19 protein-coding genes are annotated in these 13564 nt (G+C 63.7%); all 19 read right to left on the reverse strand.

The genetic code is table 11. The features are described from left to right. Positions 1 to 8 precede the first annotated feature (8 nt). Entirely contained in the window at positions 9 to 521 is a 513-nt protein-coding gene (gene tatB, locus N5B55_RS13925; RefSeq protein WP_009241948.1) for a Sec-independent protein translocase protein TatB, read from the reverse strand. Between the two features lie 20 nt (positions 522 to 541). After that, positions 542 to 799, reverse strand: a complete 258-nt coding sequence (gene tatA, locus N5B55_RS13930; protein WP_009241947.1) for a Sec-independent protein translocase subunit TatA — start codon at positions 797 to 799, stop codon at positions 542 to 544. 62 nt (positions 800 to 861) lie between these two features. After that, positions 862 to 1236: a DUF4870 family protein gene (locus N5B55_RS13935; protein WP_027680224.1), complete on the reverse strand. Its 375-nt coding sequence runs from the start codon at positions 1234 to 1236 to the stop codon at positions 862 to 864. Between the two features lie 31 nt (positions 1237 to 1267). Further along, entirely contained in the window at positions 1268 to 1642 is a 375-nt protein-coding gene (locus tag N5B55_RS13940; protein WP_065856222.1) for a phosphoribosyl-ATP diphosphatase, read from the reverse strand. Then, positions 1635 to 2057, reverse strand: coding sequence for a phosphoribosyl-AMP cyclohydrolase (gene hisI, locus N5B55_RS13945; RefSeq protein WP_065856224.1), 423 nt, complete (start codon positions 2055 to 2057; stop codon positions 1635 to 1637). The genes N5B55_RS13940 and hisI overlap by 8 nt, the downstream gene beginning before the upstream one ends. Continuing rightward, on the reverse strand, positions 2054 to 2830 hold the full coding sequence (gene hisF / locus N5B55_RS13950) for an imidazole glycerol phosphate synthase subunit HisF (RefSeq protein WP_065856227.1): 777 nt from the start codon (positions 2828 to 2830) through the stop codon (positions 2054 to 2056). Before hisF ends, hisI begins: the two co-directional genes overlap by 4 nt. Positions 2831 to 2877: 47 nt before the next feature. Continuing rightward, a complete protein-coding gene (hisA, locus tag N5B55_RS13955) occupies positions 2878 to 3621 on the reverse strand; it encodes a 1-(5-phosphoribosyl)-5-[(5-phosphoribosylamino)methylideneamino]imidazole-4-carboxamide isomerase (protein ID WP_004634607.1) in 744 nt (247 codons plus the stop codon). A gap of 73 nt (positions 3622 to 3694) precedes the next feature. After that, positions 3695 to 4348 carry an imidazole glycerol phosphate synthase subunit HisH gene (gene hisH / locus N5B55_RS13960; protein ID WP_304538473.1) on the reverse strand — a complete coding sequence of 218 codons (654 nt, stop codon included), beginning with the start codon at positions 4346 to 4348 and terminating at the stop codon, positions 3695 to 3697. A gap of 8 nt (positions 4349 to 4356) precedes the next feature. Continuing rightward, positions 4357 to 4980 (reverse strand): MarC family protein, encoded by a 624-nt coding sequence (locus N5B55_RS13965; protein WP_009241941.1) that lies wholly within the window; start codon positions 4978 to 4980, stop codon positions 4357 to 4359. A 54-nt stretch (positions 4981 to 5034) separates the two neighbouring features. Beyond that, positions 5035 to 5625, reverse strand: coding sequence for an imidazoleglycerol-phosphate dehydratase HisB (gene hisB, locus N5B55_RS13970; protein WP_004634601.1), 591 nt, complete (start codon positions 5623 to 5625; stop codon positions 5035 to 5037). After that, on the reverse strand, positions 5622 to 6746 hold the full coding sequence (gene hisC / locus N5B55_RS13975; protein WP_065856230.1) for a histidinol-phosphate transaminase: 1125 nt from the start codon (positions 6744 to 6746) through the stop codon (positions 5622 to 5624). Before hisC ends, hisB begins: the two co-directional genes overlap by 4 nt. Before the next feature lie 17 nt (positions 6747 to 6763). After that, on the reverse strand, positions 6764 to 8092 hold the full coding sequence (hisD, locus tag N5B55_RS13980; protein WP_304538474.1) for a histidinol dehydrogenase: 1329 nt from the start codon (positions 8090 to 8092) through the stop codon (positions 6764 to 6766). Then, positions 8089 to 8778: an ATP phosphoribosyltransferase gene (gene hisG, locus N5B55_RS13985; RefSeq protein WP_009241938.1), complete on the reverse strand. Its 690-nt coding sequence runs from the start codon at positions 8776 to 8778 to the stop codon at positions 8089 to 8091. Before hisG ends, hisD begins: the two co-directional genes overlap by 4 nt. A 19-nt stretch (positions 8779 to 8797) precedes the next feature. Next, a complete protein-coding gene (gene murA / locus N5B55_RS13990) occupies positions 8798 to 10063 on the reverse strand; it encodes a UDP-N-acetylglucosamine 1-carboxyvinyltransferase (protein ID WP_304538475.1) in 1266 nt (421 codons plus the stop codon). Positions 10064 to 10161: 98 nt separating this feature from the next. Further along, complete coding sequence (locus N5B55_RS13995; protein ID WP_009241936.1) at positions 10162 to 10398, reverse strand: BolA family protein; 237 nt, start codon at positions 10396 to 10398, stop codon at positions 10162 to 10164. A gap of 59 nt (positions 10399 to 10457) precedes the next feature. Further along, positions 10458 to 11246: an ABC transporter permease gene (locus N5B55_RS14000; protein ID WP_027680233.1), complete on the reverse strand. Its 789-nt coding sequence runs from the start codon at positions 11244 to 11246 to the stop codon at positions 10458 to 10460. After that, a complete protein-coding gene (locus N5B55_RS14005; protein WP_065856240.1) occupies positions 11243 to 12208 on the reverse strand; it encodes an ABC transporter ATP-binding protein in 966 nt (321 codons plus the stop codon). The genes N5B55_RS14000 and N5B55_RS14005 overlap by 4 nt, the downstream gene beginning before the upstream one ends. Before the next feature lie 251 nt (positions 12209 to 12459). Beyond that, positions 12460 to 12771 (reverse strand): STAS domain-containing protein, encoded by a 312-nt coding sequence (locus N5B55_RS14010; RefSeq protein ID WP_178960771.1) that lies wholly within the window; start codon positions 12769 to 12771, stop codon positions 12460 to 12462. A gap of 73 nt (positions 12772 to 12844) precedes the next feature. Continuing rightward, a complete protein-coding gene (locus tag N5B55_RS14015; protein ID WP_065856244.1) occupies positions 12845 to 13480 on the reverse strand; it encodes an MlaC/ttg2D family ABC transporter substrate-binding protein in 636 nt (211 codons plus the stop codon). Positions 13481 to 13564 lie beyond the last annotated feature (84 nt).

Below are 13564 nucleotides of genomic sequence, written 5' to 3' on the forward strand. Positions count from 1 at the left end.
CCGGAAGATCATTCGAAGAAGGAGCGCGCACGCGACTGTGCGGCAACGATGGGCGGACGATGGCGCTTGACGCGTGCCGCACCCGACTGCGCCCACATGCGCACGCCCTGCTTCTGGCGGTACCACTTGGGCATCGAGAGCTGCTTGTTGCGCCAGCTGTTACGGCCGTTGCGCGACTTGCCCGGCGCGGGGCGCCAGTCGGGCGCGGAGGTCGACGTCTGGGCCGGGTCACCCAGCGCCTCGTTCAGGCGCTCGTTGATCTCCGTCGTGTGTTTGCTGACCTCCTGGTGGATGGTCTGCTCGACATTGCGCGCGGCCTGCTCGAAGTCGGTGCGCATCTTGCGCAGTTCCTCGAGCTCGATTTCGCGGCTGACCTCGGCCTTCACATCGGCAATGTAGCGCTGTGCGCGGCCAAGCAAGGCACCAGCGGTACGCGCCACCTTGGGCAGACGCTCGGGCCCGATGACGACGAGCGCCACCATGCCAATGAGCGCCAGCTTGGAAATGCCGAGATCGATCATCGGTCAGCGGGCGTCTGTATTCAGCCTTGCTTGGACTTGTCGCGCGCTTCGACGTCGATCGTCGTCGAATCGTGCAGCTCGCGCGGCGGCTGGCCGGCGGTCTGTTGCGGTTGTTGCGAACCCGCGGGCTTGTCTTCCTGCCCTTCGCGCATACCGTCCTTGAAGCCCTTCACGGCGCTGCCCAGATCCGAACCGATGTTGCGCAGCTTCTTGGTGCCGAACACCATCATGATGATGACCAGTACGATCAGCCAATGCCAAATGCTAAAGGAACCCATGTCCTACTCCCACGTAAATACGCCTGGTGGCATCGCAACGGTGGCGACGCCATTGATTGAGTTTACGGATTTGCGTACATCGGTTTGCTGTCATTCAGATACAGCCAACCTTTCACAATACGATACAGCATCCAGATGCCCAGAGCCCACAGCACGGCAAAGCCGATGAAGGCGACGGGAATGAGCAGCACGCCGACAACACCCCAGAGTACGCACCACCAGAACGAACGGATCTGCCAGCGGAAGTGCGACTCATACAGGGTGCCGCGCACATCGTCACGCTTAACATACCCGACAATGATGGCAATCAATGCAGTGATACCGCCGGTGAGCCAAAAAATGGCGTAGAGGGCATACAGGATATGCGTCAGGCGACGCAATCCTGCCAAGCGCTCCGCGTCGTCCGTCACCACCACTGCCGCTCCATATTTGTCCACGCTGCCTCCCTGCGACGATTCGCCACCGTAGTCAGTCACCCGCCGCGTCGCGCGCCTGCGATTTGCGCAGCGCCTTCTCTTCCAGGCCGGAGAGCCCTTCGCGGCGCGCCAGTTCGCTTACTACGTCATCCGGCGTGAGATCGAAATGCGACAGCAGCACCATCGTGTGAAACCACAGGTCGGCCACTTCGTAGACGACCTTGCTGCGCGCCTCGTCGGTCATGCCTGCTGCGCGGGCGTCCTTGGCGGCCATGACGGTCTCGGTGGCTTCTTCGCCGATCTTCTTGAGGATCGCATCGTCGCCTTTGTTGAAGAGGCGCGCGATATAGCTCTTCTCCGGGTCGCCGCCATTGGCGAGCTTGCGGGATTCAAGCACCTCGCCCAGGCGGCGCAGGGTGTCACTCATGATGGTGTCCGGGCTTGCCGGCGTAGATGTCGTCAGGGTTCTTGAGGACGGGCTCGACGGTGTGCCAATCGCCGTCTTCCACGTTGCCCTCGAACTTCTGGAAGAAGCACGCGTGGCGGCCCGTGTGGCAAGCGATGCCGCCGACCTGGGTGACGCGCAGCAGGACCACGTCTTCGTCGCAGTCGAGGCGGATTTCGTGCACTTTCTGGATGTGACCGGACTCCTCGCCCTTATGCCACAGACGCTTGCGCGAGCGCGACCAGAATACGGCCTCGCCGGTTTCCACCGTTTTCTGAAGCGCCTCGCGGTTCATGAAGGCGAACATCAGGACGTCATTGCTGCCCTGCTCCTGCACAATCACCGGCACCAGGCCATTGTCGTCCCAGTGGACCTTGTTCAGCCACTTCTTGCTCATAGTCCGATCCGTACTGGAATGCCCTGCTCTGCCATGAATTGCTTGGCTTGGCCGACGGTGTATTCGCCGTAATGGAAGATGCTGGCAGCCAGCACCGCATCGGCGTGACCTCGCTGGATGCCGTCAGCCAGATGCTGCAGGTTGCCGACGCCGCCCGAGGCGATGACCGGCACCGGCACCGCGTCCGACACCGCACATGTCAGCTCCAGATCGAAGCCGGCCTTGGTGCCGTCCCGATCCATGCTGGTGAGCAGGATTTCGCCCGCGCCGCGTTGCGCCATTTCACGCGCCCATGCCACGGCATCCAGGCCCGTGCCTTTCCGGCCGCCGTGCGTGAAGACTTCCCAGCGGGGTGCTTCCCCTTCGGCCGACACCTTCTTGGCGTCGATGGCCACGACGATGCACTGCGCGCCATGGCGGGCGCTGGCGTCAGAGACCAGCTGCGGATTGGCCACCGCCGACGAGTTCATGCTGATCTTGTCCGCACCGGCATTGAGCAGCCGGCGCACGTCTTCCAGCGCGCGCACACCGCCGCCCACCGTCAGCGGAATGAACACCTGCGAAGCCACCGCTTCGATGATGCCCAGCATCAGGTCGCGCCCGTCGGAGGTGGCCGTGATGTCGAGGAAGGTGATTTCGTCGGCGCCCTGCTCGTCGTAGCGGCGTGCGATTTCTACGGGGTCGCCGGCGTCGCGCAATTCGACAAAGTTGACGCCCTTGACCACCCGGCCGTTGGTCACGTCCAGGCAGGGGATGATTCGTTTGGCTAGCATGATGAGTCGGACGCCGGAGCGCCCGTTGTGCACGGCTGGATCAACGATCAGGCCGCGCCGAGTTTGTCCGCGAGGGCTTGCGCTTCCTTGAAGTTCAGGTCGCCGGAGTAGATCGCGCGACCACAGATCACGCCTTCCACGCCATGCTCTTCGACTGCGCACAGGTGGTCGATGTCCTTCAGGTTCGACAGGCCGCCGCTGGCAATGACAGGAATCTTCACCGACTGCGCCAGCTTGACGGTGGCATCGATGTTGATGCCCTGCAGCATGCCGTCGCGGCCGATGTCGGTGTAAATGATGCCTTCGACGCCGTAATCCTCGTACTTCTTGGCGAGGTCAACGACTTCATGGCCCGAGAGCTTGCTCCAACCGTCGGTCGCCACCTTGCCGTCCTTGGCATCGAGCCCGACGATGATGTGGCCGCCGAACGCCGTGCATGCGTCCCGCAGAAATCCCGGGTCCTTGACCGCCGCCGTGCCGATGATCACGTACGACAAGCCATCGTCGAGCCAGCGCTCGATGGTGCCCAGATCGCGGATGCCGCCGCCGAGTTGCACGGGAATCTCGTCGCCCACCTCGGCCAAGATCGCCTTGACGGCCGCCTCGTTACGCGGCTTACCCGCGAAAGCGCCATTCAGATCGACAAGATGCAAGCGGCGCGCCCCCTGCTCGACCCAATGCCGCGCCATGGCAGCAGGGTCTTCCGAGAACACGGTAGCTTGATCCATATCGCCTTGCTTGAGGCGCACACACTGACCGTCCTTCAGGTCGATGGCCGGGATGAGCAGCATAGTCGTAACGACAAAGTTTAAAGGGAGGGGTTAAACGGGCAAAAGGGATTCAGTTGCGACTGTGAGGCCGATTTCACGGGTTCCAGTGCACGAAATTCCGGTAGATCTGCAGGCCGGCTTGCGCACTTTTTTCCGGGTGAAACTGTGTTGCAAAAATATTATCCCGGGCGATGGCGCAGGTAAACCGCACGCCGTATTCGGTCTCTCCGACCGATTCGTCCGCATTGGCAGGCCGTGCGTAGTAGCTGTGCACGAAATAGAAGTAGCTCTGGTCCGGCACACCTTCCCAAAGAGCGTGGGCACGACTCTGGTGCACGCGGTTCCAACCCATCTGGGGCACTTTGTACCGCGAACCGTCCGGCTGCAACTTGCCGTCCAGATCAAAGCGGACCACATCGCCTTTGATGAGGCCCAGCCCTTCGGTGTATTGCTGCCCGGGGCGCGCCTCGGTGCTGCGCTCCAGCAGCATCTGCTCGCCGACGCATACGCCGAGTATCGGCTTGCTGCGCGATGCCTCGAGCACAGCGTCGCGCAGGCCGGACTGGTCGAACGCGGCCATGCAATCGGGCATGGCGCCCTGCCCCGGTAGCACCACGCGGTCGGCCGAACGAATTTCATCCGCTTGCGCACTGATGCGCACATCGGCCTCTGGAGCAACGGCCATCAAGGCTTGCGCCACGGAGCGCAGATTGCCCATGCCGTAATCGACGATTGCGATCTTAGTCATGACTTTACTTAGGCCCTCAGTACGGGCAACAGGGTTTTCAGCCCGTCAACGATGAATTCCACGGCCAGCGCCGCCAGAATCAGGCCCATCAACCGCGTACCGACGTTGATGCCGGTACGACCGATCACACGGGCAATCGGCTCGGCCGCGCGCAACACGATCCAGACCACGGCCGCGATCGCCACACCGACACCCGCAAGGAGAAGCAGGTCCCACCAGTGCTTGGTCTTGCCGGCATAGACGATGACCGTGCTGATCGAGCCTGGGCCCGTGAGCAGCGGAATCGCCAGCGGTACAACCGCGATGCTGGCCTTGGCGCCGGCCTCGTCTTCTTCTTCCGGCGTGGCCTTGGTGCGGCTGGTCTGCGCATTGAGCATGTTCAACGCGATCATGATCATGATGATCCCGCCACCGACCTGCAGCGAACCCACCGAAAACCCGAAAAAGCTGATGATCTGCTCGCCCAGCAATGCGGACAGGCCAATCACGATCGCCACCGAAATCGACGCGACCTTGATGGTCCGGCGCTTCTCCTCATCCGTCTGGCTCTCAGTCAGGCTGATGAAGAACGGGATCGCCCCGATCGGATTGATCAGCGCGAGCAGCGAGAAAAAGCTTTTGGTCAGATCCATCGGATCGGCGGCCGGTTTGGAGTCGGATAGGCGCGGCCAGGCCGACGCGGTGATTTACAGGGCGCCCTTGGTCGACGGAATCGTGCCGGCGGCGCGCGGATCGATTTCAACCGCCATGCGCAGCGCGCGGCCGAAGGCCTTGAACACGGTTTCGATCTGGTGGTGCGCGTTGACGCCGCGCAGGTTGTCGATATGCAGCGTCACGCCGGCATGGTTGACGAACCCGCGGAAGAATTCGATGGACAGGTCCACATCAAAGTTGCCCACGCGTGCACGCGTGAACGGTACGTGGAACTCCAGGCCCGGACGGCCGGAGAAGTCGATGACCACGCGCGACAGCGCTTCGTCCAGCGGTACGTAGCTGTGGCCGTAGCGCACGATGCCTTTCTTGTCGCCAATGGCTTTGGCGACGGCTTGGCCCAGCGTGATGCCGACGTCTTCCACGGTGTGGTGATCGTCGATATGGGTGTCGCCGGTGGCCGAGACGTCCAGGTCGACCATGCCATGCCGGGCAATCTGGTCGAGCATGTGGTCGAGGAACGGGACGCCGGTGTTCAGCGTCTGCTTGCCCGTGCCGTCCAAATCAAGGGCGACGCGGATCTGCGTTTCAGAGGTGTTGCGAGTGACCTCGGCACGGCGGCTCATGGGGCTTCCTGCATCGATGCGGCAAAGGCATCGATAAATTGCGCGTTTTCTTCGGGGTTGCTGACCGTCACGCGCAGACAGTTGGCCAGCAACGGGTGCATTTTACTGACGTTTTTGATGAGAACCCGCCGTTTTAGGAGGCGATCGAACACTCCCGCTGCATCGGGTACGCGCGCCAGGATGAAGTTGGCGGCGCTCGGGAAGACTTCAACACCCGGCAGCGCAGCCAGCGCGTCGATCAGCTTGGTACGCTCGGCCCGCAAAGTCGCTGCTTGGGCATCGAGCACATCCACGTGTTCGAGCATGAATTGGGCGGTGGCCTCGGTCAGCACATTGATGTTGTACGGCGGGCGCACCTTGTCCAGCTCGGCAATCCACTTCGGGTGCCCGGCTACATAGCCCAGACGAATGCCCGCCAAGCCCAGCTTGGAGACGGTGCGCATCACCAACAGGTGATCGAAATCGCGCAGGCGCGGCATCCAGCTATGTTGCGCGAACGGCTGGTAGGCCTCGTCGACCACCACCAGGCTCTGGCAGACCGGGCCGCGTGCGGCGCGGATGATCGCGTCCATGTCGGCTGCGTCGAACAGGTTGCCGGTCGGGTTGTTCGGATACGCCAGATAGATGACGGCAGGCTGGTGCTCGGCCATGGCGACCAGCATGGCTTCACGGTCGAGCGTCAGGTCCGCCTTGAGCGGCACGCCGACGAAGTTCAGGCCCAGCAACTGGGCCGACATCGCGTACATCACGAAACCCGGCACCGGCGCCAGCACGGTCGCGCCCGGCTTGGCCGCCGCAATGGCGATCAGGCTGATGATCTCGTCCGAACCGTTGCCCAGCAGTACCTCGGCGCCGGCGGGCACATGCATCACCTGCTTGAGCTGCGCCTTGAGCGCGTCGGCGGTCGGCACCGGGTAGCGATTGAGCGCGACTTCGGCCAGGCGCTTGCCCAACGCGTCGCGCAGCATCGCCGGCAGCGGATACGGATTCTCCATCGCGTCCAGCTTGACCATGCCGGTGGCGTCGGGCACGTGGTACGCGCCCATGGCGCGAACGTCGTCGCGCACGATGCGGGCGAGCAGGTCATCCAAAGAGGCTTGGGCCGGGGCGGTGGCGGTCATCGTTCTTGCAGCGGGCGTTATTCGGAGGTCGGGCGTTGCAGGCGGTATTCGGCGCTGCGCGCATGCGCCTGCAGGCCTTCGCCATAGGCCAGCTCGGCAGCAATCTCGCCCAGCATCTGTGCACCGGCTTCGCTCACTTCGATCAGGCTGGAGCGCTTGATGAAGTCGTACACGCCCAGCGGCGATGAGAAGCGCGCCGTACGCGAGGTCGGCAGCACGTGGTTCGGGCCCGCGCAGTAATCGCCGAGCGATTCGCTGGTGTATTTACCGAGGAAAATCGCGCCGGCGTGGCGGATGCGCTCGGCCCACTGGCGCGGGTTCTCCGCTGAAATCTCCAGATGCTCCGGTGCGATGTCGTTGGCGATGTCGCACGCCTCTTCCATGTCGCGCACCTTGATGAGCGCACCTCGGCCCGACAGCGATTCTGCGATCACGCTCCGGCGCGGCATGTCTTCAAGCTGACGGTTGATGCTGGCTTCCACCTGCGCGATGAACTCGGCGTTCGGGCACAGCAGGATCGACTGGGCCAGCTCGTCGTGCTCGGCTTGCGAGAACAAGTCCATCGCCACCCAGTCCGGATCGGTCGTGCCATCGCAGATGACGAGGATTTCCGACGGACCGGCAATCATGTCGATGCCCACTGTGCCGAACACGCGGCGCTTGGCGGCCGCCACATAGGCGTTGCCCGGGCCGACGATCTTGTCGACGGCGGGGACGGTGTCCGTGCCATAAGCCAGCGCACCCACGGCCTGCGCGCCGCCGATGGTGAACACGCGGTCCACCCCGGCAATGCAGGCCGCAGCCAGCACCAGCTCGTTGCGCACGCCGCCCGGCGTGGGCACCACCATGATGATTTCCTTGACCCCGGCCACGCGCGCCGGAATCGCGTTCATCAGCACCGACGACGGGTACGCCGCCTTGCCGCCTGGCACGTAGATGCCCACGCGGTCGAGCGGCGTCACCTTCTGGCCCAGCACCGTGCCGTCGGCTTCGGCGTATTCCCAGCTGTGCGTGCCGCACTCGATCTTCTGCTTCTCGTGATACGCACGTACGCGGGCGGCGGCGGCTTCCAGAGCCGCGCGGCGCTTGGGCTCTAGGCCATCCAGCGCAGTCTGCAGCACGGTGGGCGACAGTTCCAGCGCGGCTACGCTGTCGGCATCGATGCGGTCGAAGCGGCGGGTGGCTTCCAGGACGGCGGCGTCGCCGCGCGCCTTCACGTCGGCCAGGATCTGCGCAGCGGCGCGGTCGATGGCTTCGTCTTCGCTCGCTTCGAACGCGAGCACCTGGCGCAGTTGCGCCGCGAATCCGGCGTCGGCCGAATCCAGTTTACGGATGGTCAGGCTCATGCGGCTTCCCCAACACGCGCGTCCGTCGCGGAGGCGCGCTCGAAAGCGTCGAGGATGGGCGCCAGCCTGTCACGCTTGAGTTTCAGCGCAGCCTGGTTGACGACCAGTCGGGACGAGATCTGCACGATCTCTTCCACCTCGACGAGGTTGTTTGCGCGCAGCGTGCCGCCCGTGCTGACCAGGTCGACGATGGCGTCAGCCAGGCCCACCAGCGGGCCCAGCTCCATCGAGCCGTACAGCTTGATCAGGTCGACGTGCACGCCCTTCTTGGCGAAGTGTTCGCGCGCGGTATTCAGATACTTCGTCGCCACCGACAGGCGCGCACCCTGGCGCACCGCATTGGCGTAATCGAAGCCCTTGGGCACCGCCACCGACATGCGGCAGCGGGCGATATTCAGGTCGATGGGCGCATACAGGCCCGCCATGCCGTGCTCCATCAGCACGTCGCGGCCGGCCACGCCGAAATCCGCCGCGCCGTATTGCACGTAGGTCGGCACGTCGGAGGCACGCACGATGATCACGCGCAGCGCCGGATCGGACGTCGGCAGAATCAGCTTGCGCGAGGTTTCCGGGTCTTCGGTCACCTCGATGCCGGCAGCCTTCAGCAACGGCAGCGTCTCTTCAAAGATGCGCCCTTTGGACAACGCCAGCGTGAGCTGGTTGGAGGCGGACTGGAATGCGTTCATGACCGGCGGGTTCCTTACCTTACGCTTGAATGCGGCGGATCTTGGCGCCGACAGCGGACAACTTGTCTTCGATGCGGTCGTAGCCGCGATCCAGGTGATAGATGCGGTCGACCAGCGTCTCGCCCTGCGCGATCAGCCCGGCGATGACGAGGCTGGCCGAGGCGCGCAGGTCGGTGGCCATGACGGTCGCACCCGACAATTGCTCGACGCCCGTCACCACCGCCGTCTTGCCTTCGATCACGATATTGGCGCCCAGGCGGTTCAGTTCCTGCACGTGCATGAAGCGGTTTTCGAAGATGGTCTCCGTCACCGTGGCAGAGCCCTCGGCGATGGCGTTGAGCATCATGAACTGCGCCTGCATGTCGGTCGGGAACGCCGGGTATTCCGACGTGCGGAAGCTCACGGCCTTGGGGCGGCCGGTCATCTGCACACGGATCCAGTCGTCGCCCGTGGTAAGCGTTACGCCGGCTTCGCGCAGCTTGTCGAGCACGGCATCGAGGATGCCAGGCGGTACGCCGCGCAGCGTCACGTCGCCGCCGGCCGCAGCCACGGCACAGAGGAATGTGCCGGCTTCAATGCGATCGGCAATCACCGTGTGCGCGGCGCCCTGGAGCGCTTCAACACCCTGGATGACCAGGCGGTCGGTGCCGATGCCCTCGATGCGCGCGCCCATCTTCACGAGCAGATTCGCGAGGTCGGTGACCTCAGGCTCGCGCGCGGCGTTTTCCAGCACGGTTTCGCCGTCGGCCAGCGCTGCCGCCATCAGCAGGTTTTCGGTGCCCGTGACCGTCACCATGTCGGTGACGATGCGCGCGCCGCGCAGGCGCTTTGCGCCATCAGCAAGCTTGGCTTCGATGTAGCCGTGCTCGATCACGATCTCGGCGCCCATCAGTTGCAGGCCCTTGATGTGCTGATCGACCGGCCGCGCGCCGATGCCGCAACCGCCCGGCAGCGACACACGCGCATGGCCGAAACGTGCCAGCAGCGGGCCCAGCACCAGGATTGACGCACGCATGGTCTTCACCAGATCGTACGAAGCTTCCGGCGTGTGGATCGTGGCGGCATCGAGCTTCAGTTCGTGACCGTCCAACACACCCTCCACGCCCATCTGGCGCAGCAGCTTGAGCATGGTGCGCACGTCCTGCAGATTCGGCACGTTGCTCAGCGCCAGCGGCTCGGCCGTCAGCAGCGCGGCACACATGATGGGCAGCGCGGCGTTCTTGGCACCAGACACGCGGATTTCGCCCGACAGCGGGCCATTGCCTTCGATCAGCAGTTTGTCCATGAGCGAGACGTCTCGTCGATCACTGTGGAAGGGGCGCTCAGCGAGCGCAAGGTCGGAATCGGTTGAAACGGTAACCGGGGTAGGATCAAGCTCGGCCATCAGGGCTGCCACTCCGCCGGGGTGAGCGTCTTCATGGACAGCGCGTGAATTTCGGCGCGCATCCGCTCACCCAGCGCGGCGTAGACGAGCTGGTGACGCTGGATCAACCGCTTGCCTTCAAATTGCGCGCTGACGATGGTGGCAAAAAAGTGCTGGCCGTCGCCCTCGACTTCGAGGTGCTCGCACGGCAGGCCGGTTTCGATGTACTGCTTGACTTGTTCGGGTGTGGGCAACATGGCCGTCCCTTCTCCTGCAAAACGTTAGGGTGAGCGTCGTTCGTTTTCTTATCGACGCATCAATGGCGCAGCTTGTAGCCCGTGCGCAGCATCTGCAGGGCCACACCCCCCACCACGACCAGCGCGATCAGCATCACGCCGAGGCTCGTCGCCACCGGCACATCGGACACGCCGAAGAAGCCGTAGCGGAAGCCGTCGATCATGTAGAAGAACGGGTTGGCGTGGGACACCGCCTGCCAAAACGGCGGCAGTGAATGAATCGAATAGAACACGCCCGCCAGGAAGGTGGCCGGCACGATCAGAAAGTTCTGGAACGCTGCGAGCTGGTCGAACTTTTCAGCCCAGATACCGGCGATTAGCCCCAAGGTGCCCAGCACGCTCGCGCCCAGCACGGCAAACACGATGATCCACAGCGGCTGCGCGAAGTGCAGGTGCGCAAACAAGGTCGTCACGACGAGCACGCCAGTCCCCACGGCCAACCCGCGAATGATGGAGGCGCACACATACGCGCCGAACATCTCCCAGTGCGACAGTGGCGGCAGCATGATGAACACCAGGTTGCCGGTGATCTTCGACTGGATGAGCGACGACGAGCTGTTTGCGAACGCGTTCTGCAGCACGCTCATCATCACCAGGCCCGGCACCAGGAAGGCGGTGTAGCTCAACTGGTCGAACACCTTGACGCGGTCTTCCAGCACGTGGCCGAAGATCAGCAGATACAGCAGCGCGGTCAGCACCGGCGCGGCGACGGTCTGGAAGCTCACTTTCCAGAAACGCAGGACTTCCTTGTACAGCAGCGTGCGGAAACCGACCCAACGGCCCGGCAAGCTCTCGGGAATGGCATTCATGCAGCGGGCTCCAGCGCAGAATCGGGAATGGCAGGCGTCTGAGGCCCGACGGGCAATCCGCCTTCGCGGCGCATGATCTGCACGAACACGTCTTCCAGGTCGGCCTTGGCGACTTCCATGTCGTCGATCTCGCAGCCGGCAAGGCGGCACGTGGAGAGAATCTGCTCGATCTCGCCATAGCCCGACAGCCGCAGACGCACACCGCGCTCGCCGTGGTTGCCCGGCAGGCGCAGGCTTTCAAGCGATGCCGGCAGCGTGCCCTTCGCAAAGCTCAGCACCAATTGCAGCCCGGCAAATTGCGACAGCAGATTCGCCGTGCGATCGAGCGCGACCACCTCGCCAAACTTCAGCATGGCAATGCGGTCGCACAGCGATTCGGCTTCTTCCAGATAGTGCGTGGTCAGCACGACGGTGTGGCCCTCGCGGTTCAGGCGCGAGATGAATTTCCACAGCGTCTGGCGTAGCTCGACGTCCACGCCGGCAGTCGGCTCGTCCAGCACGATCACGGGCGGGCGGTGTACCAGCGCCTGCGCCACCAGCACGCGGCGCTTCATGCCACCGGAGAGCGCACGCATGTTGGCGTCGGCCTTGTTGGTCAGGTCCAGATTGGCCATGACCTCGTCGATCCAGTCGTCGTTCTTGGTCAGACCGAAGTAGCCCGACTGCAGGCGCAGCGTTTCGCGCACCGTGAAAAACGGATCGAACACCAGTTCCTGCGGCACCACGCCCAGCTTGCGGCGCGCCGTGCGGTAGTCGGAAACGACGTCGTGACCGAGCACGCGCACGCTGCCGGAATCCGCACGATTCAGGCCCGCGAGGATGGAGATCAGCGTGGTCTTGCCCGCGCCGTTGGGGCCCAGCAGGCCGAAAAACTCGCCCTGCTCGACAGACAGGCTCACGCCCTTGAGCGCTTGCAATGACTTGTAGCGCTTGCGGACGTCAGCGATTTCGATGGCTTTCATGGCCGACAAAGTGAACTACCCTGCGCATATCGTGGCCATGAATCGACATGGCGATCACGGCAGCGGACGCCGCACACGGCGGCGGCAGAGCGACAAACCCAGAATTATAGGGGAACTGGACCAACACACGGCGTCACCAATGAAGACGCCGAACCGCGAATGCCGGGGGCGCCCGCAACGCCCCGGCCGGAGCGCGGCATCGCGATGTCGGGTTCAGGGCAATCGCCCTGCGCCCCGCACCGGACGCCGCCTCAATGTCGCGGGTGTTGGTGGTCGGCAGCGGCCGGCGCAAGGGCCAGCAGAGATTCCACGCCGTACAGCGTGGCGAGATTGGACAACGCCTGCGGAGCGCCTGCGATATCGAGTGTGATACCGGCATCCTGCGCCGTGCGCTGCCACGACAGTAGCACCGCCAGCGCTGACGAATCGACCTGCGACAAGCCGGCACAATCAACGTGCAGCGCGGCATTGCCGGCTTCGCGTGCTTGGTCGAGCTGAGCCTCGCCCTCGCGCAGAACGCGCGGCGCTTCGCGGTGAGTCAGCGGGCCGGACAAGGTCAACATGATGGAAATGGAGGCACTGAAAAAGAAACAGCGGCCAGAGTTGACCGCTGTGAGGATTCTACCGGAAGGTGGCTTACTTTGCCGGACCCTTCTCGAGCTGCGAGTTGCGCTCGTTCAGGAAGCTCACCAGGCCAGCCACGCCGCCGCGCTTGCTGATGACATCGGCAAACTGGTTCTTGTACGTTTCCGACAGCCACAGCCCGCTGATGTTGATGTCGTATACCTTCCAGCCGCCGGCCGTCTTTTCCAGGCGGTAGTCCAGGGCCACCGGCTCGCCGTTGTTGTTCACGGTCGAGCGGACCACGACGTCGGTGTCATCGGCAGCCGCACGGAACGGCTTGTACGAAACGGTCTGGTTCTTCACATTCGATAGCGCGCCGGCGTAAGTGCGGATCAGTAAGGTTTTGAAGCCTTCTTGAATCTGTTGCTGCTGCTCCGGCGAAGCCTGGTTCCAGAAACGGCCCATCGCGATCTGCGTGGTGCGCTTGAAATCGGCGCGCGGCACAATCTTTTGGTCGACCAGCTGGAACACCTTGGCCATGTTGCCGCCGCGGAGTTCCGGATCGCTCTTGATGGTGGTGAGCACATCATCCACAGCCGTCTTGACGGTCGCTTGTGCGTCGGCTTCTTGAGCGTGGACCGGGGCAGCCGCCACGGCGGCCGTCAGCGTCAGACCAGCGAAGAGGGAGCGGAGAAGCTTGTTCAACATATCGCGTCCTTATAGTGTGATTTTCGGGTCGCTTGCAGCGCTTGCACTGCAATCTTGCTGCCGATTAGAACAGACCGTCCGCCA

Source organism: Ralstonia pickettii (assembly GCF_030582395.1).
In the GTDB taxonomy this organism is placed as follows: domain Bacteria; phylum Pseudomonadota; class Gammaproteobacteria; order Burkholderiales; family Burkholderiaceae; genus Ralstonia; species Ralstonia pickettii_D.

Coding starts and splice junctions, on each gene's coding strand:
- murA (WP_304538475.1), bottom strand. CDS start 10,063: ATGGACAAACTGCTGATCGAAGGCAATGGCCCGCTGTCGGGCGAAATC.
- N5B55_RS13995 (WP_009241936.1), bottom strand. CDS start 10,398: ATGTTGCCCACACCCGAACAAGTCAAGCAGTACATCGAAACCGGCCTG.
- N5B55_RS14000 (WP_027680233.1), bottom strand. CDS start 11,246: ATGAATGCCATTCCCGAGAGCTTGCCGGGCCGTTGGGTCGGTTTCCGC.
- hisB (WP_004634601.1), bottom strand. CDS start 5,625: ATGAGCCGCCGTGCCGAGGTCACTCGCAACACCTCTGAAACGCAGATC.
- hisF (WP_065856227.1), bottom strand. CDS start 2,830: ATGCTAGCCAAACGAATCATCCCCTGCCTGGACGTGACCAACGGCCGG.
- hisD (WP_304538474.1), bottom strand. CDS start 8,092: ATGAGCCTGACCATCCGTAAACTGGATTCGGCCGACGCCGGATTCGCG.
- hisC (WP_065856230.1), bottom strand. CDS start 6,746: ATGACCGCCACCGCCCCGGCCCAAGCCTCTTTGGATGACCTGCTCGCC.
- N5B55_RS13965 (WP_009241941.1), bottom strand. CDS start 4,980: ATGGATCTGACCAAAAGCTTTTTCTCGCTGCTCGCGCTGATCAATCCG.
- hisI (WP_065856224.1), bottom strand. CDS start 2,057: ATGAGCAAGAAGTGGCTGAACAAGGTCCACTGGGACGACAATGGCCTG.
- tatB (WP_009241948.1), bottom strand. CDS start 521: ATGATCGATCTCGGCATTTCCAAGCTGGCGCTCATTGGCATGGTGGCG.
- hisH (WP_304538473.1), bottom strand. CDS start 4,348: ATGACTAAGATCGCAATCGTCGATTACGGCATGGGCAATCTGCGCTCC.
- N5B55_RS14010 (WP_178960771.1), bottom strand. CDS start 12,771: ATGTTGACCTTGTCCGGCCCGCTGACTCACCGCGAAGCGCCGCGCGTT.
- tatA (WP_009241947.1), bottom strand. CDS start 799: ATGGGTTCCTTTAGCATTTGGCATTGGCTGATCGTACTGGTCATCATC.
- N5B55_RS14015 (WP_065856244.1), bottom strand. CDS start 13,480: ATGTTGAACAAGCTTCTCCGCTCCCTCTTCGCTGGTCTGACGCTGACG.
- N5B55_RS14005 (WP_065856240.1), bottom strand. CDS start 12,208: ATGAAAGCCATCGAAATCGCTGACGTCCGCAAGCGCTACAAGTCATTG.
- hisA (WP_004634607.1), bottom strand. CDS start 3,621: ATGCTGCTCATCCCGGCCATCGACCTGAAGGACGGTCAGTGTGTGCGC.
- hisG (WP_009241938.1), bottom strand. CDS start 8,778: ATGAACGCATTCCAGTCCGCCTCCAACCAGCTCACGCTGGCGTTGTCC.
- N5B55_RS13940 (WP_065856222.1), bottom strand. CDS start 1,642: ATGAGTGACACCCTGCGCCGCCTGGGCGAGGTGCTTGAATCCCGCAAG.